Source organism: Alicyclobacillus acidocaldarius subsp. acidocaldarius Tc-4-1 (assembly GCF_000219875.1).
Classification (GTDB): Bacteria; Bacillota; Bacilli; order Alicyclobacillales; family Alicyclobacillaceae; genus Alicyclobacillus; species Alicyclobacillus acidocaldarius_A.
On sequence record NC_017167.1, the window covers coordinates 620,724 to 645,277 of the forward strand.

Annotated in this window: 26 protein-coding genes; 15 read left to right on the plus strand and 11 right to left on the minus strand. The window is 63.4% G+C overall.

All coding sequences use genetic code 11. The features are described from left to right. Positions 1 to 33 precede the first annotated feature (33 nt). The 7 genes from TC41_RS02840 to TC41_RS02870 form a co-directional block, all read right to left on the minus strand. Positions 34 to 1,101: an ABC transporter permease gene (locus TC41_RS02840; RefSeq protein ID WP_014463472.1), complete on the minus strand. Its 1,068-nt coding sequence runs from the start codon at positions 1,099 to 1,101 to the stop codon at positions 34 to 36. Further along, a complete protein-coding gene (locus TC41_RS02845; RefSeq protein ID WP_014463473.1) occupies positions 1,098 to 2,012 on the minus strand; it encodes an ABC transporter ATP-binding protein in 915 nt (304 codons plus the stop codon). The genes TC41_RS02840 and TC41_RS02845 overlap by 4 nt, the downstream gene beginning before the upstream one ends. Continuing rightward, positions 2,009 to 2,980 (minus strand): hypothetical protein, encoded by a 972-nt coding sequence (locus TC41_RS02850; protein WP_237700081.1) that lies wholly within the window; start codon positions 2,978 to 2,980, stop codon positions 2,009 to 2,011. Before TC41_RS02850 ends, TC41_RS02845 begins: the two co-directional genes overlap by 4 nt. Next, complete coding sequence (locus TC41_RS02855; RefSeq protein ID WP_014463475.1) at positions 2,967 to 3,887, minus strand: ABC transporter ATP-binding protein; 921 nt, start codon at positions 3,885 to 3,887, stop codon at positions 2,967 to 2,969. Before TC41_RS02855 ends, TC41_RS02850 begins: the two co-directional genes overlap by 14 nt. Then, positions 3,888 to 4,298 carry a GntR family transcriptional regulator gene (locus TC41_RS02860; protein WP_041694951.1) on the minus strand — a complete coding sequence of 137 codons (411 nt, stop codon included), beginning with the start codon at positions 4,296 to 4,298 and terminating at the stop codon, positions 3,888 to 3,890. A gap of 130 nt (positions 4,299 to 4,428) precedes the next feature. Further along, on the minus strand, positions 4,429 to 5,370 hold the full coding sequence (gene rnz / locus TC41_RS02865) for a ribonuclease Z (protein WP_014463477.1): 942 nt from the start codon (positions 5,368 to 5,370) through the stop codon (positions 4,429 to 4,431). A 20-nt stretch (positions 5,371 to 5,390) separates the two neighbouring features. Beyond that, positions 5,391 to 6,599: an MFS transporter gene (locus TC41_RS02870; protein ID WP_041695656.1), complete on the minus strand. Its 1,209-nt coding sequence runs from the start codon at positions 6,597 to 6,599 to the stop codon at positions 5,391 to 5,393. Between the two features lie 134 nt (positions 6,600 to 6,733). Between TC41_RS02870 and TC41_RS02875 the strand changes: the two genes are divergently transcribed. Together TC41_RS02875 and TC41_RS02880 are read left to right on the plus strand one after the other, a co-directional pair. Then, the gene (locus TC41_RS02875; RefSeq protein WP_041694952.1) at positions 6,734 to 7,201 is read left to right on the plus strand and encodes a MarR family winged helix-turn-helix transcriptional regulator; all 468 of its coding nucleotides are present in this window, start codon (positions 6,734 to 6,736) and stop codon (positions 7,199 to 7,201) included. After that, on the plus strand, positions 7,198 to 8,676 hold the full coding sequence (locus TC41_RS02880) for a potassium/proton antiporter (RefSeq protein WP_014463480.1): 1,479 nt from the start codon (positions 7,198 to 7,200) through the stop codon (positions 8,674 to 8,676). The genes TC41_RS02875 and TC41_RS02880 overlap by 4 nt, the downstream gene beginning before the upstream one ends. A gap of 36 nt (positions 8,677 to 8,712) precedes the next feature. On the opposite strand, the gene TC41_RS16530 is transcribed toward TC41_RS02880, so the two are convergent. Next, positions 8,713 to 8,865: a hypothetical protein gene (locus TC41_RS16530; RefSeq protein ID WP_014463481.1), complete on the minus strand. Its 153-nt coding sequence runs from the start codon at positions 8,863 to 8,865 to the stop codon at positions 8,713 to 8,715. A gap of 187 nt (positions 8,866 to 9,052) precedes the next feature. Between TC41_RS16530 and TC41_RS02885 the strand changes: the two genes are divergently transcribed. The 5 genes from TC41_RS02885 (at position 9,053) to TC41_RS02905 (ending at position 13,327) form a co-directional block, all read left to right on the plus strand. Next, positions 9,053 to 9,976 carry an ABC transporter ATP-binding protein gene (locus TC41_RS02885; RefSeq protein WP_014463482.1) on the plus strand — a complete coding sequence of 308 codons (924 nt, stop codon included), beginning with the start codon at positions 9,053 to 9,055 and terminating at the stop codon, positions 9,974 to 9,976. Next, positions 9,973 to 10,725 carry an ABC transporter permease gene (locus TC41_RS02890; RefSeq protein WP_014463483.1) on the plus strand — a complete coding sequence of 251 codons (753 nt, stop codon included), beginning with the start codon at positions 9,973 to 9,975 and terminating at the stop codon, positions 10,723 to 10,725. The genes TC41_RS02885 and TC41_RS02890 overlap by 4 nt, the downstream gene beginning before the upstream one ends. A 137-nt stretch (positions 10,726 to 10,862) precedes the next feature. Then, positions 10,863 to 11,918 carry a sensor histidine kinase gene (locus TC41_RS02895; RefSeq protein ID WP_014463485.1) on the plus strand — a complete coding sequence of 352 codons (1,056 nt, stop codon included), beginning with the start codon at positions 10,863 to 10,865 and terminating at the stop codon, positions 11,916 to 11,918. A gap of 14 nt (positions 11,919 to 11,932) precedes the next feature. Beyond that, positions 11,933 to 12,535 (plus strand): response regulator transcription factor, encoded by a 603-nt coding sequence (locus TC41_RS02900; protein ID WP_049784313.1) that lies wholly within the window; start codon positions 11,933 to 11,935, stop codon positions 12,533 to 12,535. A gap of 69 nt (positions 12,536 to 12,604) precedes the next feature. Next, entirely contained in the window at positions 12,605 to 13,327 is a 723-nt protein-coding gene (locus tag TC41_RS02905) for a metallophosphoesterase family protein (protein ID WP_041694954.1), read from the plus strand. On the opposite strand, the gene TC41_RS02910 is transcribed toward TC41_RS02905, so the two are convergent. Next, the gene (locus tag TC41_RS02910; protein WP_014463488.1) at positions 13,304 to 14,002 is read right to left on the minus strand and encodes a uracil-DNA glycosylase family protein; all 699 of its coding nucleotides are present in this window, start codon (positions 14,000 to 14,002) and stop codon (positions 13,304 to 13,306) included. The genes TC41_RS02905 and TC41_RS02910 overlap by 24 nt on opposite strands. 418 nt (positions 14,003 to 14,420) lie before the next feature. On the opposite strand from TC41_RS02910, the gene TC41_RS02915 reads away from it, so the two are divergent. The 6 genes from TC41_RS02915 (at position 14,421) to TC41_RS02940 (ending at position 20,814) form a co-directional block, all read left to right on the plus strand. Further along, entirely contained in the window at positions 14,421 to 15,260 is an 840-nt protein-coding gene (locus TC41_RS02915) for a cytochrome c oxidase subunit II (RefSeq protein ID WP_081462230.1), read from the plus strand. A gap of 44 nt (positions 15,261 to 15,304) precedes the next feature. Next, positions 15,305 to 17,269 carry a cytochrome aa3 quinol oxidase subunit I gene (gene qoxB / locus TC41_RS02920; protein ID WP_041694955.1) on the plus strand — a complete coding sequence of 655 codons (1,965 nt, stop codon included), beginning with the start codon at positions 15,305 to 15,307 and terminating at the stop codon, positions 17,267 to 17,269. Between the two features lie 3 nt (positions 17,270 to 17,272). Next, positions 17,273 to 17,908 (plus strand): cytochrome (ubi)quinol oxidase subunit III, encoded by a 636-nt coding sequence (locus tag TC41_RS02925; RefSeq protein ID WP_014463491.1) that lies wholly within the window; start codon positions 17,273 to 17,275, stop codon positions 17,906 to 17,908. 1 nt (position 17,909) lies between these two features. Further along, entirely contained in the window at positions 17,910 to 18,230 is a 321-nt protein-coding gene (gene qoxD / locus TC41_RS02930) for a cytochrome aa3 quinol oxidase subunit IV (RefSeq protein ID WP_008338599.1), read from the plus strand. A gap of 30 nt (positions 18,231 to 18,260) precedes the next feature. Next, the gene (locus tag TC41_RS02935) at positions 18,261 to 19,268 is read left to right on the plus strand and encodes a COX15/CtaA family protein (protein WP_041694956.1); all 1,008 of its coding nucleotides are present in this window, start codon (positions 18,261 to 18,263) and stop codon (positions 19,266 to 19,268) included. Positions 19,269 to 19,443: 175 nt separating this feature from the next. Beyond that, positions 19,444 to 20,814 (plus strand): D-alanyl-D-alanine carboxypeptidase family protein, encoded by a 1,371-nt coding sequence (locus TC41_RS02940; RefSeq protein ID WP_014463493.1) that lies wholly within the window; start codon positions 19,444 to 19,446, stop codon positions 20,812 to 20,814. 8 nt (positions 20,815 to 20,822) lie between these two features. On the opposite strand, the gene TC41_RS02945 is transcribed toward TC41_RS02940, so the two are convergent. Continuing rightward, the gene (locus tag TC41_RS02945; protein WP_041694957.1) at positions 20,823 to 21,458 is read right to left on the minus strand and encodes an O-methyltransferase; all 636 of its coding nucleotides are present in this window, start codon (positions 21,456 to 21,458) and stop codon (positions 20,823 to 20,825) included. A 206-nt stretch (positions 21,459 to 21,664) separates the two neighbouring features. On the opposite strand from TC41_RS02945, the gene TC41_RS02950 reads away from it, so the two are divergent. After that, complete coding sequence (locus TC41_RS02950) at positions 21,665 to 22,723, plus strand: phosphodiester glycosidase family protein (RefSeq protein WP_014463495.1); 1,059 nt, start codon at positions 21,665 to 21,667, stop codon at positions 22,721 to 22,723. Continuing rightward, positions 22,716 to 23,612 (plus strand): hypothetical protein, encoded by an 897-nt coding sequence (locus tag TC41_RS02955; protein ID WP_041694958.1) that lies wholly within the window; start codon positions 22,716 to 22,718, stop codon positions 23,610 to 23,612. Before TC41_RS02950 ends, TC41_RS02955 begins: the two co-directional genes overlap by 8 nt. A 27-nt stretch (positions 23,613 to 23,639) precedes the next feature. On the opposite strand, the gene TC41_RS02960 is transcribed toward TC41_RS02955, so the two are convergent. Beyond that, positions 23,640 to 24,548, minus strand: coding sequence for an aldo/keto reductase (locus TC41_RS02960; RefSeq protein ID WP_014463497.1), 909 nt, complete (start codon positions 24,546 to 24,548; stop codon positions 23,640 to 23,642). Between the last annotated feature and the right edge of the window lie 6 nt (positions 24,549 to 24,554).

Sequence of the window (24,554 nt, forward strand, 5' to 3'; positions counted from 1 at the left end):
AAACGAGAGACGGAGGAGGAGCCGGGGCGTGCCTCAGGCATTCAGAATGTCCTGGCGGCCGAACCGGAGAAAGGCCGCGGCCAGAAGCACCACGGTCCAGACGAGGAGAACCGCGACGCCCTGGGCGAGCGTGACCGGAGAGCCGACGGTAAAGGCGGTGCCACCGGCGAGATCGCCATACAGGCTGAGATGGGTGGTGAAAAGCATTCTCACCCAGGATTGGCCGCGCGCCATGGCGGCCACCACGAAGCCGATGATGATGGAACCCATGGCCGCCGACGTGCTCACCATCGCGGATGGAAAGAGGACGGAGCAGGTGAAGGCAATGGAGGCCACCGCCATCATGGCGCCCGCCACGAGCGCGCTCTGCAGCAAAAATGCATGCCACATCGGCCAGACCACGGCGTGATCGTAAAGCGCGACGGGCGTGGATTGAAGGGCACCCGGCTGCGTGAAGAATCGCACGTGGACGTTGAGCCACTCGGGCTGCATCGCGCCCTGAGGGCCGTCGATGGCCAGGGCGACACCCAAAAACGCGAAACAGAGCAGAAAGGACAGCGCGGCGGACGACGCCACGGAGACGAGCCATTTGCCAAAGAGCAGCGTGCGCCGGCGCACGGGCCGCACCACCAGCAGCTTGATGGTCCCCTGGGTCATTTCGCCGGCCACCATGTCGCCGACGAGGATTACGACGAGCAGCGGGATGAACGTCTTCGTGGCGGCGCCCACAAACTGACTCGTCTCTGCCCACCCGTTCAACAGGTTAGGCGAGATGGGCCCGACGTCATGCGCCAGGCGGTAACGATCCTCCTGTACGCGCTGCTGGAGGGATGCCAGCGCCTGAGCCGCGCCGGCGGAGGTGGGGGACTGGCGTTCGAGCAGGCTGAGCTGCGCCTGCGCGGCTGCAAGATCGGTCTTGGCGTTCGCCTTCCAGTCGGCGGATACCGCCTGGGTCGGCACGCGGCTGTAAATTTGCTTCTCATGATGCTCCCCGAGCGCAAGCATCCCCACGAGGCATAGGGCGAGCGCCACCACGACGGCGAGCCGCCTGCGGCGCACGAGCTTCATCCATTCGTTTTGCACGACGCGCCAGAGCGTCATGGCGCATCCCCTCCCGACTCTGCGCCTGTGAGCGCGAGAAACGATTGCTCCAGTCCACCGGTGCGCGCCGCTTCATAGACGTCGAACCCGGCTCCGACGAGATCGCGAAGGAGCTTCGCGACACGGGCGTCGTCAAGATGGTGGACGACGAGCTTGGCGTCGCTTCCTTCGACTTCAAATCCGCGCGCCCGGAGCCATTCGGTCGCCTCGTCCCACCGCGAGACGCGCAGGCGCAGGGAGCCAGCCCCTGCGCGAAGCTCCGCCACGCTCGCCTCGGCGATGATCCTGCCCTGTTGCAGCACGGCGACGCGATCGCACATCTGCTCGACCTCCGAGAGCAGGTGGCTGGAGACGAAGACGGCCAAGCCTTCGGCGGCGAGGGTGCGGATGAGTTCGCGGAACTCGCGAATGCCGGCCGGATCGAGCCCATTCGTGGGCTCGTCGAGCACGAGCAGCTTCGGATCGGCAATCAGAGCCTGGGCGACGCCGAGGCGTTGCCGCATGCCGAGCGAATACCGCTTGACCTTGTCGTCAATGCGATCCTGGAGCCCGACGCGTTTGGCCACGCGCTCGATGCGCTCCTGGACGCGATCGACCCCGGCCAGCCGCGCGTAGTGGAGCAGGTTCTGGCGGCCGGTCAGATACCCGTACATCTCGGGATTTTCGACGATGGCGCCGAGGTATCGCTTTGCGCTGACGGGATCGCGCTCGACGTCGTGACCGCACACCTGGATGGCGCCGCGCGTGGGCCGTATGAGCCCGACAATCATGCGGATGGTCGTGGTCTTGCCAGCGCCGTTCGGCCCGAGGAAGCCGTACACTTCGCCCGCGCGCACGCTCATATTCAGCTGGCGGACGATCTCGCGGCGCCCGATGCGTTTGGTGACGTCAAACAGTTGCAACACGTTCATGGGTTCCACCTCCTCTTTCGGTACACGCCCGCGCGATCCAAGGCGGCGAAGATTGCGCCGGATCCCACGAGCCAGACGCACACCGCTTCGATCGCGGCCGCCTTGCCCTGGCCGAGATTGACCGCGTGATCGATCCACGTGGCCAGGATGAAGCCCGCGAGCAGCGAGATGCCAAGGGCCAGCAGGCGACGGTAGGCTCCAAACGGAAACGTTTCCTCCACCAGTTCCAGCGGCAGGCGTTCGAATAGCCGGACTCCGAGCACCAGCCAGCAGGCGATCCACGCAGCGAACCACAGCGCGTACGCCGCCAGGGACGCATCCGTGACCGTGTCGAGCAGCGTCAGAGGCGAAAGCTGGATCACATCGCTGTACAGATGCATGGATGGCATCGCCGCCCACTTGCTATCTACGTAATGGATGAGCGTGCCCACGTACATCGGAAAACCTGCGACACCGAGGGCGCAAACGTACGCCAACGCGACGCTCGTGATGGTCGCACCTGCCGCTACACCCAGGCTCCAGGCCGCGAGGTAGACGAGGAGCCGCTTCAGGAGCACGTGAACGAGCAGCGTCGGACTCGCCGGCATGCCGGCGATGGCGTCGAGGGCGCACACGTAGAGGAGCACCAAAAGATGGCTCGCGACGAGCGCACCTCCCGTGAGGCCCGCGTGGATGGTGTACACGTCCTTCCGCCGGATGGGTCCGGCGAGAAGGCTTAGGACCTCTCCGCGGCGCGTGACGAGTCCGAGCGAGAGCACGCCTAACAACATGGCCCAGAAGATACTGAGGTCCATCTGATACGCGGGTTGGCCCAGCGCGGTGCGCTCGAGATTTTGGCGCAAGAGGCTCATCGAGTCGGGATTCAGAAACGGAAGAAGCCAGTTTCGCGCCAGGACCAACGGCGTGGCGATGAGCCACCCGTTCAAGGAACGCCACGCGTACCACCAAACGGCGCTACGCGGTCCCATCCGTGTCACGCGCGTATCCCTCCTTTCGCATGAGCCAGCGGAACCACTCCTCGAGCGGCAGGCGTTCCTGCACCACGGCGGGCTCGGCGCCGGCGTCGCGCAACTTCGCCATGAGATGTGGGAGGGCGTTTCGCTCCACCATGGCGCTCCATCGGTCTCCGCTATCCCGCTCCCAGGTGAGTGCACATCCTCCAGCGTCGAGTGCCTGCTTGCCCTCTGGCCGCACTGAGATTTTGACGAACCGCTCCTTCGCGTCTTCCAGTTGGCCCGACCAAATCGACCGCCCTTTGAACATCACCGTGGCGCTGTCCGCGAGCCGCTCCATGGCGTCGAGATCGTGCGTGGCCACAAGAATCGTGGTGCCCGCGTCGGCTGCCTCGCCGAGCAGCCACTGCCAGATCTGCCTTTGCACGACCGGATCGAGTCCCGTGGTCGGTTCGTCGAGCAGGAGGAGGCGCGGCCGCATGGCGAGCGCGAGGGCGAGTTTGGCCTGCATGCGCATTCCCGGGGAAAAGCGTCGGATGCGCTCGTCCGTCGGCAGTTCGAGGCTTCTCACCAGCCCGCGAAACCGATGAGCGTCAAAGCGGGGGTACACGCGCGCCGCAAATCGGGCCCAGTCGCTCAGACGGAAGCGCGTTGGCAGCGAGATGACAGGGTCCACGAGTGCCATCGCCGCGCGCCACTCGGGTTGGTCCCAGGGCGCAATGCGAGCGCCCCTCCAGGCTATTTCCCCTTCGTCCGGCCTGTACAGCCCCGCAATGACGCGCAGAAGCGTGGTCTTGCCGGAGCCGTTGGCGCCCAAGACCGCGTGGACAGAGCCCTCGCCCGCCGAGAGCGTGGCGGCCGAAAGTGCCGTATTCTTCCCGATGCGCTTGGACAAATCGCGGACCGAGAGGACGGCCTCCATTCACATCTCCTCCTTTCCTTCGGCTCCGCGCGCGGCGTCACGCGCCTGGCGAAACATCCGCTCGAACTCGTCTTCCGCGAGGCCCAGGTGGTAGGCCTCAATCCACGCGAGCCGCAGGGAGTCGCGGAGTTTTTCGATGCGCTCCTCGACATCGGGCGGCCTCTGCCCTGGGCTCGCCACGAACGTGCCCCGGCCTCGGACGACCTCGATCACGCGGCTTCGCTCGAGCTCCTGATACGCCTTCGCGACGGTGTTGTGGTTGATGGCGAGGGAGACAGCGAGATCCCGCACGGAGGGCAGGCGATCGCCGGGCTTCAGCCAGCCAGCTGCCACCGCCCCTTTGATGCCGTCCACAATCTGCTGATAGACCGGCGTGGGAGACCGGGGGTCCACCTGAAGCCACACGGCCATCACCCCCTTGGCGGACGTTTGTGGGCGCGCTCGGCGAGTGTCTCATGTGTACTAGTTCGAATAGTACACATGCATCATACGGGGGCTGGACGCCGATGTCAAGCGGCCGGGCAGGAGGTGCCGGCAGACTTCAGGCGTCCCACTTACTCCGCGGAATGTCGTAGATCATGCCGTCGTGCGCGAGCAGCGTGTTGGGGAAAACGGCTCGGGCCTCCGCGAGGAACTCGTCCTCCTCGGTCCGCTCGTAGCGCGCGCTCAGATGCGTGAGGATGAGGCACTTGGCCCCTGCCTCCCGCGCGATCTCGGCGGCTTGGCGCGCCGTGCTGTGGAAGAAGGCCGAGGCGAGATGCGCATGTCGATCCAGGAACGTTGCTTCGTGCACGAGACAGTCGGCGCCGCGCGCCAGTTCCACCGCGGCCTTACATGGCCTCGTGTCGCCGAGGATGGCGATGACGCGTCCGGGTTCGGCCGGATCGACGAAATCGGCCGCGCGCAGCCGCCGTCCATCGGGGAGGGTCACGTCCTCACCGGCCTTGAGCCGCGCCCAGAGGGGGCTCGGTTGAAGGCCCTCCGCGCGGAGCTGCTCCGCATGGAGGCGGCCGGGGAAGGGCGCCTCTTCAATTCGGTAGCCGTAGGAGGGTATGGCGTGATCGAGGAGTGCCGCGCGCACGGTATACAGCCCTTCGCGGAAGGGCTCGGGCTCGGGTGACGTCCACTCATGAAATTGGATCGCGTAGCTGAGGTGCGTCTGACTCAGATCGAGGGTGGCGCGGACGAACGCTCGGATACCGGCTGGGCCGTAGAGCTGCAACGGTCCGACGTTCTCTGGAAACGACCGCGTGCTGAGGAGCCCCGGAAGGCCGAAGATGTGATCGCCGTGGAGGTGTGTGATGAAGACGCGATCGACCCGGTTGGGGCCGAACGGCGCGTCGAACATGCGGTGCTGCGTCGCTTCGCCGCAGTCGAACAGCCATACGGTGCTGTCCTCCCGGGTCAGGCGAAGCGCGATGGCGGTCACGTTGCGGCGCCGGGAAGGGGCCCCGGCGCCCGTGCCGAGAAAGATGAGCTCCATACCGTTCATCCTCTGCCGCGTCAGTGGGCCACGTATTGGATGTGGCGCAGATGGTTTCGTCCCATCCACAGTACCATGATGGCCACCACGACGCCTAGGCATCCGATGAAAAACGGCATGGCGGGTCCGACCGCATCGCTGAGCTTCCCCGCCAGCCAGGGGGCAACCGCGCCGCCCACGAAGCGGACGAAGCTGTATGCGGCGGATGCGGTGGGCCGCTCGACGGGGGCCGCCTGCATGACCGCGGTCGTGATGACCGTGTTGTTGACGCCGAGGAAGGCGCCGGCGAGGATGATGCAGATGACGAGCGTCAGCCGCGAGTGCACGCTCAGGCCCATAACCAAGAGGTCCAGGGCGAACAGCGCGAGGATGGTGTACATGACCGGCAGGATGCCGAACTTCTCTGCCAGCCACGGAGCGACGAAGACCGACGTGACGGCGAGCAGGATGCCCCATCCGAAATACGTGTAGCCGATGCCGATGGCGGACATGTGCAGCGGATACGGGCCGTAGCCGAGCAGCGTGAAGAAGCCGAAGTTGTAAAACAGGCTCGTCAACCCGAGCGTCAACAGGCTGAGGTGCCCGAGCGCCCGAAACGGCGCCGCGATGGAGGCGCGGTGCGCAGGCTTGGGCACGCCGCGGAGAAAGAGCAGGACGGCCACAAATCCGATGGCCATGAGCATCGCCACGCCGTAGAACGGATAGCGCCAGCTGTGCTCGCCAAGCGTCCCGCCGAGGAGGGGCCCCACGGAGATGCCAAGCCCGAGAGCGGCCTCGTACAGGATGATAGCGCTCGCCGCGGTGCCTCTCGCGGCCGACACGATGACGGAAAGCGCGGTGGCGATGAACATGGCGTTGCCGAGGCCCCAGCCGCCGCGGAAGCCGACGATTTGGCCGACGCTGTTCGACCGACCGGCGAGGAAGGAAAAGACGATGATCAGCGCGAGGCCGCAGAGCAGCGTGTACTTCGGGCCAATGCGGGTCGAAATGAATCCGGTGAACACCATCATGCAGCCGGTGACAAGCATATAGCTCGTAAAGAGGAGCTCCGTCTGGGCCTTGGTGGCGTGGAGTTGCGCCGAGATCGCGGGTAAAATCGGATCAACCAGCCCAAGCCCCATGAAGGCTACCACGCAGGCAAAGGCGACGGCCCAGACGGGCGCAGGCTGCCGCAGGATGTTCGACTCCGCGTGATCGAACTCCTGTGCGACATCGGGTTGCGCGGACACGTGGAATTCCTCCTTTCGTGTGACGGCCAACGAGAGCGTGAGCCCCAAGTTGTTCAGGGACACGAGAAATGAACTCTACACAACTATTGTATTATACAACTATCACGCTGAAAATGCACCCAAAGGAGGCCGACATGGATCAGGCCAGCATGGACTCGTTCGACTCGTTCGAAGCGTTGGAGCGCGAAATGGCCATCTTCGCGCGGCGGCTTGAGGGCGCACGTCAGTCGTGGCGCAAGCATCGGGAGATTGACCGCTCGGCGTATCTGATTTTACTGGCGCTGCGCGAGGAGGGAGAGCTCACCGCAGGGCAGCTCGCCGCGCGGTTTTTGCTCGACATTTCAACCATCAGCCGGCAGATCACGCCGCTTGTCGCGGCGGGTTGGATTGCCAAGGAGCGAGATGAGGAGGACAAGCGCCAACTCCGCCTGACCATCACCGAGGCGGGGGTGGAGGCGCTCGAGGCCACGCGCGCGTCCCGCATCGAGCTGTATCGAGAGCTTGTGGGGGACTGGACAGAGGAGGAGCGAAGGACGTTCCTCAGCCTTTTGCGCCGTCTCAACGAGCGAATTTGGGCAAGGCAGCAGGCGGAGCGCACATGAGCCTGGTCAGTGTCGTGAGCGTCGTCGTGGCGGTGGTGCTCCTCTCGGGCGTCTTTATCGCGAGCGCTCACAGCCGGATGGGCCTTCCGGCGATGGTGGGGTTCGTCGCGCTCGGCTGCGCCATCGCCGCGCTGGATCCGGATCTGCTGACCGCCATTTCCCCGGACGTGGCCACGAATCTCAGTTCATTGGCGCTCGCGATGATTCTCTTCGACGGAGGGCTGCATACGACGCCCCAGCGCGTGCGCCGGGTGTTCTGGCCGGCCATGTCTTTGGCCACGCTCGGCGTCCTCGCGCAGAGCGCTATCATGACCGCCTTGGCGCATGCGGTCCTGCGCCTGCCGTGGCTCTCGTCGGCGATGCTCGGCGTGGCCGCGAGTTCCACGGATGCCGCCAGTGTGTTCAGCGCGCTCGGCAACACGTCCCTCAAGGCGAGGTTGGCCGACGTACTCGAGGTGGAGTCGGGCACCAATGACCCGATGACGTTCTTTTTGATGACGGTCCTCATCGATCTCGCTCGGACAGGGCGTCCCGGGCTCCGCCCGCTCGAGGTGGCCGTGCTCTTCGCGGCCCAAATGGGCATCGGGCTCGGCGTCGGACTCGCCGCCGGGTATCTCGGCCGGAAACTTCTCGCCGCGGCGCGGCTCGACACACCGGGCCTCTATCCAGCCGTGACGTTGGCGATGGCGCTCCTGTCGTTCGGCATGGCGCAGTCGATGTCTGGGAGCGGTTTTCTCGCGGTCTACCTGACCGGCGTTGTGATGGCGGGCGGGCGCATGAGCGAGCGCTTGGCGGTGCTCCGCTTCCACGAAGGGCTCGCTTGGATTGTGCAAATTGTGATGTTTGTCGTGCTCGGATTTTTCCTTGTTCCCCGCGATTTTGCCGACGTGGCGGTGCCAGGGCTTCTCCTCGCCTACGGTGCCATCTTCGTGGCTCGCCCGGCCGCCGTGTGGCTGTCGACTCTCTTCTTCAGAATGACCGCAGAGGAGCGCTGGTTCATCGCGTGGGCCGGGCTCCGCGGCGCGGCACCCATCGTCCTCATCTTGTTTGCCGTCGAGGCGCACGTCCAGGGCTACATCGCGCTCGTGGAGGTCGTGTTTTTCGTCGTGCTCGTCTCCGCGCTGGTTCAGGGCATGACGGTCGAGTGGCTCGCCGAGAGATTCGGACTCGTCCAGTCCACGCCGCCCGAATCGATGTGCGAACTGCTCGCTATCGCGCGCGAAGCTGCGGTCATGGTGCCCATTGTGGTGATGCCGGGATCGCCACGCGCCGGAAAGAGGCTGCGCGATCTCGCCTTTCCGCCCGACACCCTGTGCTACGCCGTGGTGCGCGGCGGCAAAGCCATCGTCCCGCGCGGGAGCACCCGAATCCGAGAAGGCGATCACCTGCTCGTCCTGGCCCACGAAGGCGCCGTCAGCGAACTTAAGCGGCTGTTTCAGGAGGATCAGGTGGGGCACGCAGAGGCGCTGCCATGAGGACCACCTAGGGCCGCGACGCGCGAATTTCGCGGCTCACGAGTGCTCCTCACTGCGCGGCTTCTCGTCTCCTTCGTCCTTGATGGATGGGAAGCCGGGTAGCTCTTCGGCCATCTCGAGCAGGAGGTCGTCATCCTCCTCGTCGTCGAAATGAGGCCGAAACCATGCCGGTTTGGTGCGAACCCGCATTGTACGTCCCTCGCCTTCCGCTTGCGGGTCGGTGGATATCCCCATGATACCGCATGGGCGCGCACCTCGCATGGCGCATGCTCGGCGTGTGACATTTGTCACATCCCGCCGATGACGGCGTTCACTGGTCGGCAAAGCTCATACCGGGTAGGATCGACATCAAGATGGGACCTGGAGGCGATGTCCTTTGGCGGCAGCCGCCATTTCGGTGGAGCACGTTTCGAAGCGGTTTGGCGCGATTCACGCGGTGGACGATGTCACGTTCGATGTCGAGCCCGGCACTATCGTGGCCCTGCTTGGGCCGAACGGGGCCGGCAAGACCACGCTCATCTCCATGATTCTGGGACTGTCGCAGCCGACCCATGGTTCGGTGCGGGTCTTTGGCCACCGCCCGCGCGATCGCGCCGCGCGAGAGCGGCTCGGGGTCATGTTGCAGAACGTGACCCTGCCGCAGAGCGTGAAGGTGAAGGAACTTGTGGCGTGGTTCCGCAGCTTCTACCCGCATCCGTTGCCGGCGGACAACCTCCTTCAGATGGCCGGCATCGAACATCTCGCAGAGCGGGAGGCCGTGAAGCTGTCCGGCGGCGAGCAGCGGCGGCTCCAGTTCGCCCTCGCCATGGCGGGCGATCCGGCGTTGCTCCTGCTGGACGAGCCGACGACGGGCATGGACGTCGAGTCGCGGCGGGCGTTTTGGGACAGCCTGCGCAGCTTCGTGTATGACGGCCGGCGCACGCTTCTGCTAACCACGCATCACTTGGAGGAGGCCGAGTCCGTCGCCGATCGCGTCATCTTGCTCAAGGGCGGCCGGGTGATCGCGGACGGGAGCCTTGCCGAGATCAAGGCGCAGGCCGGACATCGGTATGTGAGCTTTATCGCGGGGCCGCGGTGCACGAAGGAAGAGATCGAACAGCTTCCGTACGTCCGGAGCGTGCGGTACAGCGGACGCCACGTGCGAATTGAGACGGATCGGCCGGACGACGTGCTTCGCGCCATCATCTTGCGCGATCTCGACGCCTCGTCGTTTGAAGTCTCGCAGGGTGCGCTTGAGGATGCGTTCGTCGCCCTGACGGAGTTGGACGACCGTCTCGAAGAGAGGGGGGTGACCCGATGAATTCGTGGCTTCTGGAGTGGCGTATCGAGGTCCTTCGGAACGTGCGCAATCGCCGGTTTTTCATCTTCACCCTGTTGTTTCCGGTCGGGTTCTACCTCCTGTATGTGAATCTGTACGGCCGGCACGCGCAGGTGGGCGGGATCGAGTGGTCGAAGTATTTTCTCATCTCCATGTCCGTGTTCGGCGTCGTGGGCACGGGGCTGAACGGCAACGCGGTGCGGGTGGCCATCGAGCGGACGCAGGGATGGACGAGCTGGATGCTCACGACCCCTCGCCCGGCTGCCCAGGCGGTGACGACGAAGATCGCGGCGAACGTGGTGGTGAACGCCATCGCCATCGCCATCATGTTCTTGGTCGGCGCGTTCGTGGAACACGTCCGGATGCCGGCCGGCGAATGGCTTGGTTGCGGTGCGGCAACGGTATTCGGCGCGCTAGTGTTCACCGCGCTTGGCATTTTGATTGGGCATATCGGTGGTCGCGAGGCCGCGCAAATTCTCGCGAGCATCGTGTATTTCCTAATCTCCATTGCGGGCGGGCTGTGGATACCGATTCAGGTCCTACCGCCGTTTTTCCAGCATCTTGCGCTCTGGATGCCGATCTACCGGCTGGCGGATATCGCCTGGTCTCTCATCGGGCAGCGCACCGTCCAGTGGAGCGATGTGGCCGTTCTTCTCGCCTACCTGATTGGCTTTGTGCTCTTGGCGGCGTGGGTGTCGACGCGGCCGCGGGAGGTTCGTTCTGTCGCATGAGGAAAGCGTAGGCTTAACAGTCGGGAGGCTGTCGACATGAGGCGGAAACTCCGCCGAGGCGCCATCGAGACGATGATCTTCTTCTTGCTGCAACTGGTGTATCCCGCCTCGTTTTGTTGGGACTTCCGGTGCGGGCCATGGCGGCTGGCCTAGGGAGCCTTGCCGCCTTTGGAGCGCTTTACGTCGTGGCTTTTCTCACGCCGCGCAACAGCCCTTGGCGAATCGCGGCGTTCTTCGGGCAATTGGCCATCCTCCTGACGCTGATGGCCGCCTTCAGTCTGAACTACGTGTATCTCCTCTTCTACCCCGTTGCGACCATCCTCTACGGGCCTCTTCGGCGCACCATGGCGCTCTTCGTTGTCCTGTGCGCGAGCGTCGGCGCGCTCGTGGCCGTCGAGCGGGCCCATCATATCCCATTCCCGCAGGGGTTTCATTACCTCTTGATTGGCGCCTTGTTCGGCGGAAGCATCCTGATTTACATGATGCGCGCCTGGGCGGCGCTCGAGCAGACCAACGCGCGGCTTCAGGCGGCTCAGAGCGAGATTGCGCGGCTCAGCCAGGCCGAGGAACGGGCGCGCATCGGGCGCGACCTGCACGATCTTTTGGGCCACCAGTTGTCGCTCATCACGCTGAAGGCGCAGGTGGCCGGGCGCATTCTGGAGCGCACGGGGGACGTTCCTCGAGCGCGCGACGAGATCGAACAGATTGAACGGGTGAGCCGCGCGACGCTCGAATCGGTGCGCGCGTATGTGGCCGACATGCGCGCGACGGACTGGCAGGACGCCTGGCGCGCCGCGGAAGAAGTGCTCGCAGCTGCAGGCATCGAGGCGCACATGGCGTGCGAGATGGACGCTGTGCCGAAGACGGTGGAGCATGCGTACGCGATGTGCCTGCGCGAGGCCGTAACGAACGTCGTCCGGCACAGCGGCGCCAGGCGATGCGCGGTCCGCATGTGGCGGGACGGGCCGCTCGTGGTGCTTGCCGTCGCAGACGACGGCGAAGGAGCGGCAGAATTCGCGACGATCCCGACCTGCGGCGGGAGCGGCATTGCCGGCATGCGCGCTCGGATGGCGCAGATTGGCGGGGAGTGCGAGCGATTGGGACGGGACGACTGGCGCCGACGAGCCCTCGGATGGCCCGAGTTTGAGCCGGGCTGGGTCGTGGTGCTGAAGGCCCCCGTTCCCATCGAGTGACGGGAGGGTCTGCCGTGATACGCGTGTTATTGGCGGAGGATCAAGGCTTAGTGTCCGATGCGATTGCGACGCTCCTCGCTCTGGAGGGCGACTTTGACGTGGTCGCCACTGCGGGTGACGGCGAGGAGGCGGTGGCGAAAGCCCTCGCCTTGCGGCCCGACCTTGCGCTGTTGGACATCGAGATGCCCAAACTGAGCGGGCTCGACGCCGCGGCGCGCATCCTGCGGGACGTGCCAGGCGTGCGCGTGGTTTTGCTCACCACCTTCGCGCGGCCTGGCTACCTCAGGCGCGCCTTGCAGGCCGGGGTGCATGGTTACCTGTTGAAAGACGGCAAAGTCGAGCAGCTCGCGGCTCACCTTCGTTCCATCATGGCAGGCCAGCGCGTGTTCGATCCCGCCCTGATGATGGCGGCCATCGAGACGGATAATCCGCTGTCTGCGCGCGAGATCGACGTGCTGCGGCTCGCCAAGCGCGGACTCACCACGCGGCAGATGGCCAAGGAACTGTTCCTCTCCGAGGGCACGGTCCGCAATTACTTGTCTGGCGCTTTGGCCAAGCTCGGCTGCGCCACACGCCAGGAGGCCATCCGCAAGGCGGACGACATGGGTTGGCTGTGATCGGCCGCCGTGATCGCCCGGATGGAAACGCGTACAATGGACATGACCACCATGGGGAGGGGAGTGTCGATGCGACTCGCGTTTTTCTCGGACGTGCACGGAAACGAGCTGGCCCTCGATGCGGTCATTGGCGATCTGCGGCAAGTGGGATGCGATGGCGTCTATGTACTCGGCGATCTCGCCTTTCGGGGCTATGCGCCGAAGGCGTGTGTGGAGAAGGTCGTCGAGGTGGCAGACAAGGTCATCCGCGGCAACGCCGACGAATGGGTGGTGCGCGGCGTGCGGCCCGGCGAGGTGCCGGAGGAGCGGCGCGCCGGCATGGACGAGGAGGCAGCCTTTGCACGGGGGTTGCTCAACCGAGCGGAACTCGAATACCTCGCCAACTTGCCGCTGCTGCTCCAGGAGGAGTCGCCGTTTGGGCGCTGGCTCGCCTTTCACGCCACGCCGCTCGATGCGTTTCCTGTGGTGGCGGCCGACGCGCCGGATGAGGACATCGAGTCGCGCATCTTCGCCGGCTGGGGCGCGCGTCTGTACCTATACGGCCACATTCATGTGCCGTATGTCCGCGATATCCGTGGGAGGACGGTCGTCAACCTCGGCAGCGTCGGCATGCCGTTCGACGGCGTGCCCCAGGCCTCGTACGTCATCCTGCACGTGGATGGGGACGCGTTCCGCGTGGAACATCGCAGGGTTCCCTACGACGTGGAGGCCGCGTGCAGGCGATACGACGAGATCGGCTATCCGGCGGCTGACGTGATGAAGCGGGTGTTACGCGCCGCGCGACCCGTCTGATTCGAGCTGGACGGCGAGCTCCGCGCCGGCCAGGCCCACGGCCTCGACCACGCGCTCCACGGCCTTGGCGTATTGCGCGCGATCCCAGCTGTTGTACGACGGGTGAGGCACGCCGTCGATCACGTCCCACTTCTCGTCTGCCACGTCGGCCAGCGCGAAGAACTTCTGCGCAAACCGCCCACAGGGAACGAGGGTGATGGCGCGGCCGCGGTAGGCCTCGAGCTTTTTGCGCAAGTCGTTTGCGAGATAGGACTGAATGTCCTGTTGGCGCGGGTCGGCGAATGACCACTTCTGGTTCTGCGTGCGGACGGCATTCATCGCCTCAAACCAGTCGGCGTACCGAACCTGAATGTCGCGCGGGTACGCGGCCGCCTGCAAGGGAATGTTGCACACGTTCATCAGACCAATCGCGGAGAGGCGCGGCCGTTTCGCGCCTGTCTCCGCATTTTTCTTCACCATGCGGCCGAGCGGCAGGTGGCCATATTCCGGGCCGAAGATGTGTCGCGACATGGTGGCCCCAGACGATCCCGCCACTGGCGCGCCGTGGCGAAGTTCCTGGATGTGCGGAGATTCCAGGATGAAAAGCACCGTGGACGTATCCAGCACGATGTCCGGCACTCGGTAATCCTTAGAAAGGGCATCCACGAGGTCTGCAAACGTCGTCACGAGCTCCATCGAACGTCCCGCCTTTGCAAGGGTTCAGGGATACGTGCGCGCCATGGAAGCGCAACCACGCGATACGTCCATTGTAACATGGTTTAAATTGCCTACCCACAAGCAATACTAGGTTGCGGGATTTGTGACGCCGCGGCAGGAGGCCCGGAGCGAAGAGGCCCGCGCCTTATCGTTTCAAGCATGCTTTGCTTATTGAACGTTTTTCAAAATCGTCATATTGTCAAGCGCGCCGCTCCGCGAAATATGTCGGGCCAAGTGGTATCATCAACTTGGCGATGGAGCGCGCCGCAATGGCCCGCAGACTGCGATGCGTGCAATCGTTCCGGTCGGATGGTTTCGTTGTCGATCGTCGTCTGCAAACGGGGGGGCGCCGCGGAAGTTTCGCAACAGATAGGACAGAAGGGAGACGAAAGCGACGATGAAGCCAAAAGGGCGTCGAGTGGGAGGACTGATTGGGCTCATTGGTTTTACGGTACTCGCACTCACGGGATGCGACAGCCCGAAGTATTGGCCGGTTCTGAGCCCGCAGGGGCCAGTGGCTCGGAGCGAGTATTATCTCATTATCTATTCGTTCATCTTGATGCTGCTTGTCGTCTTGGCCGTGTTCATCCTGTTTTTCTGGGTGATCATCAAGTACCGGGCGCGGCCTGACAACGCGGATTACGTGCCGCCGGAGATTGAGGGCAACGCCAAGCTCGAGACCCTGTGGACCGTGATTCCGATTCTGGTCGTGATTGCCCTTGCCATTCCGACGGTCGCCGTGACGTACAAGCTGGTCTACCCGCCGAAGGTCGAGGCGGCGACGGCCAAGGTCGTGGGCAAGTCCATCACAATCGACGTCATTTCGGAGCAGTGGAAATGGGTGTTCAAGTACCCGGCTCAGAACATCGAGACGGTCAACTATGTGGACATCCCGGCGGGCGTCCCTGTCAATTTCCAGCTCACCTCGAGCGGGCCGATGAACACGTTCTGGGTGCCTGCGCTCGGCGGCATGGAATTTACGATGCCGAATATGGATCTGAGGCTGTGGCTGGAAGCCGACCACCCAGGCAGCTATCTCGGGCGCGGCGCTCAGTACAATGGACGGGGATTTGCACACATGACGTTCACGGTCAACGCGCTCTCGCCGACGGACTTTGAAAGCTGGGTCAAGAGCGTTCAGCAGACCGCACCCAAATTGACGCAGCAGGCCGAAGCGCAGATCAACCAACCCGGTCTCGTCGGCAAGCTGACCTTCTCGTCGACGACGCCAGAGTAAGCTTGTTCGCAGACGCGAATTCAGGGATGAAAGGGGAAGCGAGCATGCACGGAGTGGTCAATTGGGCCGTACATTTCTTCATGCTCGACGAAGGTCCGCTCATTTGGCTGTCCGACTTCTTGATCATTTGTGCGTCGCTCGGCATCGTGGTGGTCCTCACCAAGTTCCGCTTGTGGAAGTGGCTCTGGGACGAGTGGCTGACGACGGTCGATCACAAGAAGATCGGCATCATGTACATGATCGCGGCCATCCTGATGCTGTTCCGCGGAGGTACCGACGGCCTCCTGATGCGCGCACAGCTCGCGTGGCCGAACATGCACTTCCTGAGTGCGGATCACTATGATCAGATTTTCACCACGCACGGCACCATCATGATCCTGTTCATGGCGATGCCGGCCATCATCGGTTTCTTCAACGTGGCGGTGCCGCTCCAGATTGGTTGCCGCGACGTCGCGTTCCCGTACCTAAACGCCATTTCGTTCTGGCTGTTCTTCTTCGCAGCGCTGTTGTTCAACCTGTCCTTCGTCGTCGGCGGTTCGCCGGATGGCGGTTGGACCAGCTATCCGCCTTACGTTGAGAACCAGTTCGATCCAGGTCCCGGCGAGAACTATTACCTCGTCGCGCTGTCCATCACCGGTATCGGTACCATCGCGACCGGTATCAACTTCCTTGTGACCATCCTGCGGATGCGCGCGCCGGGCATGACATTCATGCGCATGCCGATGTTCACCTGGTCCGTCTTCGTGACGTCTGTGATCATCCTGTTTGCGTTCCCGGTGCTCGCCGTGGCGCTGGCGCTGTTGCTGATCGATCGCGACTTCGGATCGCACTTCTTCACCGTGAATGGCGGCGGCGCGCCGATGCAGTACGTGAACCTGTTCTGGTTCTGGGGTCACCCGGAGGTGTACATCGTCATCTTGCCCATCTTCGGGCTCATGTCCGAGGTCATCAGCACCTTTTCGCACAAGCGGATTTTCGGGTATTCCGCCATGGTGGTGTCCATGGTGGCCATCGCCATCCTGAGCTTCGTGACCTGGGTGCACCACTTCTTCACGATGGGCGCCGGTCCGGGCGTCAACTCGTTCTTCGGCGTGTCGACGATGGCCATCGCTATTCCGACGGGCGTCAAGGTGTTCAACTGGATTTTCACCATGCACAAAGGGCGGCTGGAGTTTAAGACCGCGATGCTGTGGAGCCTGGGTGTCATTCCCAACTTCCTCATCGGCGGCCTGACGGGTGTCATGCTGGCCGTGCCGCCTGCAGACTATCAGTATCACAACTCGTACTTCCTGATTGCCCACTTCCACTACACGCTCATCGGCGGTACGGTGTTCGGCGTGTTCTCGGGCCTGTACTACTGGTGGCCGAAGATGTTTGGTGTGTTGCTCAACGAGAAGTTGGGACGTTGGCATTTCTGGACGTTCATGATTGGGTTCAACATCTGCTTCTTCCCGCAGTTCTTCCTCGGCTTCATGGGGATGACGCGGCGGATGTACACGTATCCGGCTGGCTATGGCTGGGGTGTCGTGAACCTGATCTCGACCATCGGCGCCTTCCTGATGGGCGTGGCGTTCATCATCTTCGTCTACAACATCCTGTGGAGCGCGCGCTATGGCGAGCGCGATACGACGGGCGATCCGTGGGATGGCCGCACGCTCGAGTGGGCGACCACTTCGCCTGCGCCGCACTATAACTTCGCCATCATTCCGACGGTCAAGGGCCGCGACGCTTGGTGGCTGATGAAGCAAAACGGCGAGTCCATCAACGGGCCGAAGGGCGTGCCGTTCCGGCCGATTCACATGCCGAACAACTCGGGCCGTCCGTTCATCATGAGCGCCCTGTTCTTCATCATGGGCGCGGGGTTTGTGTTCCAGTGGTGGATCTTGGCCATCGTTGGGTTTGTGGGCGTGCTCATCTGCATGGCGCAGCGCTCGTTCGAGTATGACGACTCGCACTACATCCCGGTCGAGGAGATCGAAAAGACCGAGGCCGCGGCGGGGAGGTTGTAAGGCATGTCGAATGCGAACACGGCGGTTCACGGGGATCACCACCCCGTGAACCCCAACGTTCCGCTCGAGTATCACGAGGAAGAAAACAGCCTGCGCATCACCGGCTTTTGGCTCTTCCTTGGCCAGGACATGATCCTGTTCTCGAGCCTGTTTGCGACGTACATCGTGATGCATGGCCGCGTCGCAGGCGGGCCCACTTCTCAGCAACTGTTTGACGTCACAGGATTCACGATTGAAACGATTGCCCTGTTGTTCTCGTCGTTCACCTGCGGTCTTGCCACCTATGAAATGCGGCGAGGTCATCGCAATGCCGTCATTGGCTGGATTCTCGTGACGATGGCGCTTGGCCTTGTGTTCCTCGGCTTCGAGGTGACCGAGTTCATTCACGACGTCGGGATTGGGGCCACCCTTCAGCGAAGCGGATTTCTGTCCGCGTTCTATATCCTGGTGGGTACGCACGGAAGTCACGTGACCGTCGGTCTGCTCTGGGTGACATTGCTCATCTTTCAACTGTTGCGCCGCGGCATCACGCCGGTCACCGCGCGCAAGGTGTTCTTGTGGAGCATTTACTGGCACTTCCTCGACGCCGTCTGGATTTTCATCTTTACGGTCGTATACCTCACCGGGAAGGTGATCTGACGTGGAAGCCAAGGAGCACAAGTTCCACCGCGAGGAGGGCTTCCCCTGGAAGCACATCCTCGGCCTGTTTTTGTCCCTGTTGTTAACGGCCATTGCGTTCTGGCTAGCGCTTGCGACGCATCAGCCGCCGGCGCTCGTCATCACCATCATCGTCATCCTCGGTGTGGGGCAGCTCTTGGTCCAGCTGTACATGTTCATGCACTTCACGGAGAGCGACGATCGCGCCTGGCAGGTTCCGGCCATCTACTTTGGGCTGTTCATCGTGTTCTGCGTCGTCGGAGGATCCATCTGGATTATGACCTTCAAATCGATCGTGGCGTGATGGTCGGAGGGCCCGCGAGGGGGTGAGAAGATGATCAGGAGCCGCGGCTTCGGGGTGTTTGTGTTCGTCATCGCCATCCTTTCGGCGGTGCAGAACTTCATCGTGAACGGCATCGGCTTCCTTGACGCGTACACGGGCTCGGCGTTCGGATGTGGGCACGAGTGGTTCCTGTGCAACGGTCAGGTTCTACCGAGCCTTCAGGCCCTCGAGAAGTCGCTCAGCATGTTCATTGAATTCATGCACCGCGTGGGCGTTCCCATCCTCACAATTCTGCTGCTCGTCTCCGCGGTGAGCGCCTTGTTGAGGTATCGGGGATGGCGTGAGATTCAACTGTTTGTCGCCCTGAGCATCTTCTTCGTCCTCCTTGAGGCGGTCCTCGGCGGGCTCGCGGTGGTGTACAACGAGCCCGCTTCGGTCATCGCGACGCATTTCGGCGTGTCGCTCTTGGCCTTTGCCTGTACCGTGCTCCTGGCCATCTATGTGCGCCGGGCCGAGCGCGTATACGGAGAGTACCTCGCGACGGGCGTCAAGCTTCCGCTGCGCGACGAGGCCCCGAGCGTCGGCTTTCGCTGGTTTGCGTGGCTTGGCGTTCCGATTCTCTACCTCGATATGTACATCGGGGCGTACATCTCGTCGAGCGGCGCGGGCGATGCGTTTCGGGGGCTTCCGTTTCCGACCGAGTCGGGGATTTACAATTTCCATGACGCGCTGCTCCTCGATTGGGTCCATCGCTCCTTCGCGCTGTTTTTGGTGCTCTGGATGTTGACGCTTGTGGCGTGGACGAACCGGTTGAAGGCTGAGCGCCCGGACTTGTTCCGCGGCGCGGTGTTTGCCCTGGTGTTTGTCGTGCTTCAGGCGTTGTCTGGCGTATATTTGATTGCTTCGCACGTGAGCATCCAGGCGTTCATGTTGCACGTGTCCATTGTGTCCGGTCTGTTTGTGTCGCTCCTTTATGTGGCGTTTCAGTCCGTCCCTCCGTTTGTTCCGGCCGCGAGCCGAAACGCGGTGGATGTGGGACGGGAGCGAACGGCGCATTGAGTTGTGTTTTCGAGAGCCTGCTGGTCGCCGCTTGGCGCCGGCAGGCTCTTTTTGACTTGTTGTTGGTCAAATGCGGCACTAGCCAAACGTGCAATCCAACCTCTAAACTAGGGGATTAGAGCGCGCATGACGCGCGGTGAGTGGATAGGAAAAGGTCTGGAGGTGGCTCGGTCGCATGGCATTTCGTCTTATCCGCCTCGGATGCGCCGCGCTTGCTGCGGCCGCGTCGTTGGCCGTGTACAGTCCCGCGGTGCGGGCAGAACGCTCGACGTCGCCTCCGGTTTCGACCGAGTCGCTCATTCCTCGCGAAGACGTGTTGAACGTTCAGCTCGGTCCCGTTCCCTACGTCGTCGGAGAAGACGCCTCCGCATGGCCTTCCATTGTGTCGCAGGCGGCTGTGGTGATGGACATGGACACGGGCGTTGTAGTCTACGCCAAGCACCCCACAGCACTTCACTACCCCGCCAGCATTACGAAGATCATGACGGCGCTCCTCGCCCTGCGGCTCGGGCACCTGACCGATGTGTTGACGGCCTCCACCGATGCGGTCCGCCAACCCCCGGACAAGCTGTACATGCGCGCCGGCGAGAAGGAGACACTGAAAGATTTGCTGTACGGCCTGCTGATCGATTCCGCCAACGATGCCGCGGTCGAGATCGCCGAGCGATACGGCGGCAGCGTGGCCCACTTCGCGGACATGATGAACGCGGAAGCGCGAGCTCTAGGCGCCACCCATACGCATTTCGTGAACCCCAGCGGGCTGCCGGACCCTCGCCACGTCACCACCGCGTACGACATGGCGTTAATCGCCCGCGCGGCGATGCAGATCCCAGAGTTTCGCACGATTGTCGATACGCGATCCTACCCGTGGAAGGGAACCGCGTGGCAGGCGACGCTCACCAACTTGAATCGCATGCTGTTCACGTATCCGGGCGCCATTGGCGTCAAAACGGGATTTACGAGCGTGGCGCATGAAACCCTTGTCGTGGCCGCCAAGCGAGGCGGTACGACATTTCTCGCAGTGCTGATGGACTGTCCCACGGACGCGCAAATCCGCCAGGATGCCACGGACTTGCTCAATTTCGCGTTTGCGCACTATCAGACGCAGCGCATTCTACCCGCCGGATACCGAGCGGGCTTTGTCTCGGCGCGCGATGGGAAGGATCCCGTCATCACGCCAGAGCCGGTCCTCGCGACGGTGCCCCTCGGTCACCCTCTCGATGTGGAGAACGTGTTGCACGAGCAGGCGCCGCTCCATGCAGCGCCGAAGGGAACGGTGGCGGGGGAACTCGATCTCGTCGATGTCTCGACGGGCAAAAAGCTCGGCACGGTGCCGCTGGTGCTCGCGGAGCCATACCAACCCGTACCAAAGCCCATTCCGTGGGTCAAGCTTGCTGCGCGCACTGGCACGGCGGTGGTGCTGATGGCGGCCCTTGTGTCTGGGTGGCGTCGGCGCAGACGGTCGCGCTTGTCCTCGCGCGCTCGCGTCGTGCGCGTCCAGCCGTGGCAGGAATCCTGGCAGAGCGCGCGGCGGGGCCGCAGGTAGGAGGCTCGTCACGCGAGGACGCGCGCGATGGCCACGCCGTCAAACATGGGCAAGAGGGTGCTCACGAGGCGCGGATCTTCGAACAATCGGCGATGGAGTTCCCTGAGCGCGACCGGCGTGGGGCTTTGGGCCGACGGATCGAACACCCGATCTCGACCAAACGCGTTGTCAAAGACGATGAGGCCGCCGGGGGACAAAAGATGGAGCACGAGGTCGAGATATCGCGGGTAGTTTGGCTTATCGGCGTCGACAAAGGCGAGGTCAAATCGATGCCCATCCGCGCGCAGGCGGGCCAGCGTCTCCGCGGCGTCCCCCAGGGCAATGTCGACGCGATCGCCAAGTCTCGCGGCGTCGATGTGGTGCCGGGCGAGATCGGCATGCTCGGCGCGAGACTCGAGCGTGATGAGCCGCGCGCCGGGGCGGAGGCCGCGCGCGATGCAGATGGCGCTGTAGCCGGCGTATGTGCCAATTTCGAGCGCGGCGCCCGCGCTCATGGCGAGTTGCGTGAGGAACCGGCCGAGCGCTGGCGAGACGCACATGTCGGGCCACCCGCGCTGCAAGAGCGCGTGCCGAATGGCGTCTCGGACGGGATCGGGCGGCAGGATGGCTTCGATGTACCGCTCGCGATGGCGAGGTTCGGACAAGGTGACTCCCTCCTTCGCATACGATGCGAGTGTATCCGCTTTGGATGCCGCTGTCACGCCTGTGCGAACGCGCACCGTCCCTCGCTCGTCTATCAGTTGGTGCGGATGCGCTTTCGGATTAGAATGTTGTTGATTGCGCGGTGGGCGCGGCCGAGGCCGCTGCCCAATCACAGGCCTGTCCAGGCCGAAATGGGTGAAAACGCAGAATGGACGAGCGTCGACCAACGCGCACACGTCGGGAGAAGCAGCCCAAGAGCCCAGGTCCGCGAAAGCCGCGCCGGGGCCTGCGCGCGCTCCTGTACGTGGCGTTTACCCTGGTGTTTGGTTACGTGTCCACAGTGCTGTGGATCTTCGAAGGGCCGTTTACGAATTTGAAGAAGTACATCATCGAGAGCGTGGATCAGACCCGCCATGCGTACTTGCTGCGGCCCATGTCGCTTTTCTTGGTTTCAGAGGCCACCATCAAAAAGTACGCGCTGCCGGACAACCTGAGCGGGCCGACCATTCCCATCCAAGACATCCAGCGGCGCGACTTCAGTCATATCAACGATCCGACCGTGCAGATGATCACGCTGCGCGAGCCGACGTTCAACGCCTTCATCCTCTTAGTTAAAGATCCGAAGCGCATCCGCGTGGTGGCGACGAAATACTTGCACGTGCGCGGCGAGACCGTCATGCAGATGGTGCAGGATTCTGGCGCCATCGCGGGGATCAACGCCGGCGGCTTTGTCGACACCAACTGGCAGGGTACCGGCGCGTATCCGCAGGGGATCACCATCACGGACGGGAAGCTCGTCTCCATGACGGGATCGCCCAATCAGCCGCAGCCGGTGATTGCCTTCACCAAGGAGGGCCAGATGATTGCGGGGACGTACTCGCTCAATCAGCTGCGCTCGCTCGACGTGTGGCAGTGCGTCGGGTTTGGGCCGGTGCTCGTGGAAAACGGCAAGCCGACGGTGTCCGCCGAGAACTACGCGGTGAATCCCCGCACGGCCATTGGGCAGACGAAGGACGGCACCGTCATCCTGCTCGTGACGGACGGGCGGTATGCCACGGGGCCGAACGACGTGGGCGCGAGCTTTGCGGACGTCGCGCGCATCATGCTGCAGTTCCACGCGGATATCGCGGCCAATCTCGACGGCGGATCGTCCGCCACGTTCGTCTACAAGGGGCGCATGTGGAACCGGCCCGTCGACATCCTCGGCGCCCGCGCGGTGGCCACGTCCATCGTGGTGATGCCGGAAGGCGGTGGCAAGCGTGGCTAACCGCGTGTGGCCGAAACTTGTGGGCATCGCAGCGGTCATCACGGCGCTGCAGTTGCCCCTCTTCTACCACTACAATCGCCTGCTCGGATCGAGCGCCAATGCGGTGGACAACATCACCGTGTCGCCGGCGCAGGAGCAGGCGGAACAGAAGGAGATTGCGGCGCTCAAAAAACAGTATCGCTTCGTCACCGTGTCGGCGGACGGCCAGTACGTGGCGTATCTGGACTCGAAAAACGTGTTGCACGTCATGGATCTCGCAAGCAAACAGGAACTGTGCGCGGCGAATAACCCTTACACCGTCCAGTACGTCGAATGGATCGAGGACGAGCGGCTGTTCGTCGGCGAAGAGGTTCAGCCGGGCGACCTCGAGCTGAAGACAGTCGATGTGCCGAGCGGCGTGCAGACCATCGTCACGCGCTTCGAAGGGCTGCCGGCGGACGCCTCGTTCACGAAGATCACGTTCAGCACGTACACGAACGACATCTACATTCTCATCAACGGCGGCACGTCGAGTTCGCTCTACCATATCGGCACGATGAGCAACGTCTCGCTCGTGCCGACGGGCGGGCGGTATATTAAAAACATCGCCATCACGCAGACCGGGAGCAAGCTATACTTCGAGGATTACGCGGACGGAAGCTTCAACGTCCTGTCGCTTGACGATCAGGGCACGATTCGCCTCATCAAGCGCGACGCGGCGCTCGTCGCGGTGGTGGGGAACACGCTGTACTACGGCGACATCAACAGCCAGGGCCTCGTGACGTCCGTGTACAGGTACAATGCCGCCACGGGCGCCTCCACGCTCGTCAAGACGCTGGCGGCGCCGACCTTAGCGGCGAATATCGAAGTGACGGACAGCGGCGCTGTGCAGGTGAATGCGCCCACCTGACGCCCGCCTGAGGCGCCGAGCGAAGCGTCAGGTGGGACGGTGGTCGGTGTACACTTTCGCAGGGTACGCGTCGCGCAGGCGCGCCATCTGCGCGTCCGTGAGCGGCGGAAGTTTGCCGGCCTCCGCGTTCTCGCGCACTTGCTCCATCCGCGATGCGCCGGGGATGGCGCAGCAGACGGCGCTAGGCGCCAGGGAGAACTGGATGGCCGTCTGGGCCGGTGTTCGATCCGGCGCGACCTCCCGCAAGATTTGCAGCGCGCGGGCGAGATCGGCCGCCCCATAGCCGAGATACAGGTCATCTGGTTTCGGGACCTTCTTGCCGGTGAGCCACCCGCTCGCCACGGGCCCTCGCGCAATGACGCCCACGCCCTTCGCTTCGATCTCTGGAAACCACTCCTCCGGTCTCCGATCCAGCAGGCTGTACTGCATCATGATGGTCGCGATGTTGGAGCCATTCAGATAGCGGCGAATGACGTTCGGCCGAATCGACGAGATGCCGTAGGCGCGAATGAGGCCCTTCTCGACGAACCGCTCCATCAGCGCGACGATCTCGTCGAACGGATCGTCCATGGTGCCGCCGTGCAACTGGTACAGGTCGATGTAGTCCGTGCGCAAGCGCCGCAGGCTGGCATGAATCGCCCGCTCGATGTAGGCGGGCGACGGATCCCAGGTCCACCCGGGCTTGCCGGGCTCGAACCGGTTGCCGACCTTGGTGGCGATGACGACGCGCTGGCGCACGGGCGCAAGCGCCTGGCCGACCACCTCTTCGTTCATGCCCTGCCCGTACAGATCCGCGGTGTCGAAAAAGGTGATGCCGAGATCGACGGCCTCGCGAATGATGCGCACGGCTTCGGCCCGATCGGCTGGAAGGGTCATGCAGCCGAGGCCCACTTCGCTGATTTGGATACCGCTCCGTCCAAGTACGGCGGTGCGCATGTCTCA

What these genes read in the sequence shown, in the direction of transcription:
- TC41_RS02860 (WP_041694951.1), bottom strand. Translation starts at nt 4,298, where the DNA reads ATGGCCGTGTGGCTTCAGGTGGACCCCCGGTCTCCCACGCCGGTCTAT.
- TC41_RS02935 (WP_041694956.1), top strand. Translation starts at nt 18,261, where the DNA reads ATGATCAGGAGCCGCGGCTTCGGGGTGTTTGTGTTCGTCATCGCCATC.
- TC41_RS02950 (WP_014463495.1), top strand. Translation starts at nt 21,665, where the DNA reads ATGGACGAGCGTCGACCAACGCGCACACGTCGGGAGAAGCAGCCCAAG.
- TC41_RS02905 (WP_041694954.1), top strand. Translation starts at nt 12,605, where the DNA reads ATGCGACTCGCGTTTTTCTCGGACGTGCACGGAAACGAGCTGGCCCTC.
- TC41_RS02960 (WP_014463497.1), bottom strand. Translation starts at nt 24,548, where the DNA reads ATGCGCACCGCCGTACTTGGACGGAGCGGTATCCAAATCAGCGAAGTG.
- TC41_RS02850 (WP_237700081.1), bottom strand. Translation starts at nt 2,980, where the DNA reads ATGGGACCGCGTAGCGCCGTTTGGTGGTACGCGTGGCGTTCCTTGAAC.
- TC41_RS02875 (WP_041694952.1), top strand. Translation starts at nt 6,734, where the DNA reads ATGGATCAGGCCAGCATGGACTCGTTCGACTCGTTCGAAGCGTTGGAG.
- TC41_RS02840 (WP_014463472.1), bottom strand. Translation starts at nt 1,101, where the DNA reads ATGACGCTCTGGCGCGTCGTGCAAAACGAATGGATGAAGCTCGTGCGC.
- TC41_RS02890 (WP_014463483.1), top strand. Translation starts at nt 9,973, where the DNA reads ATGAATTCGTGGCTTCTGGAGTGGCGTATCGAGGTCCTTCGGAACGTG.
- TC41_RS02845 (WP_014463473.1), bottom strand. Translation starts at nt 2,012, where the DNA reads ATGAACGTGTTGCAACTGTTTGACGTCACCAAACGCATCGGGCGCCGC.
- TC41_RS16530 (WP_014463481.1), bottom strand. Translation starts at nt 8,865, where the DNA reads ATGCGGGTTCGCACCAAACCGGCATGGTTTCGGCCTCATTTCGACGAC.
- TC41_RS02915 (WP_081462230.1), top strand. Translation starts at nt 14,421, where the DNA reads ATGAAGCCAAAAGGGCGTCGAGTGGGAGGACTGATTGGGCTCATTGGT.
- rnz (WP_014463477.1), bottom strand. Translation starts at nt 5,370, where the DNA reads ATGGAGCTCATCTTTCTCGGCACGGGCGCCGGGGCCCCTTCCCGGCGC.
- TC41_RS02895 (WP_014463485.1), top strand. Translation starts at nt 10,863, where the DNA reads ATGGCGGCTGGCCTAGGGAGCCTTGCCGCCTTTGGAGCGCTTTACGTC.
- qoxB (WP_041694955.1), top strand. Translation starts at nt 15,305, where the DNA reads ATGCACGGAGTGGTCAATTGGGCCGTACATTTCTTCATGCTCGACGAA.
- TC41_RS02855 (WP_014463475.1), bottom strand. Translation starts at nt 3,887, where the DNA reads ATGGAGGCCGTCCTCTCGGTCCGCGATTTGTCCAAGCGCATCGGGAAG.
- TC41_RS02880 (WP_014463480.1), top strand. Translation starts at nt 7,198, where the DNA reads ATGAGCCTGGTCAGTGTCGTGAGCGTCGTCGTGGCGGTGGTGCTCCTC.
- TC41_RS02940 (WP_014463493.1), top strand. Translation starts at nt 19,444, where the DNA reads ATGGCATTTCGTCTTATCCGCCTCGGATGCGCCGCGCTTGCTGCGGCC.
- TC41_RS02925 (WP_014463491.1), top strand. Translation starts at nt 17,273, where the DNA reads ATGTCGAATGCGAACACGGCGGTTCACGGGGATCACCACCCCGTGAAC.
- TC41_RS02910 (WP_014463488.1), bottom strand. Translation starts at nt 14,002, where the DNA reads ATGGAGCTCGTGACGACGTTTGCAGACCTCGTGGATGCCCTTTCTAAG.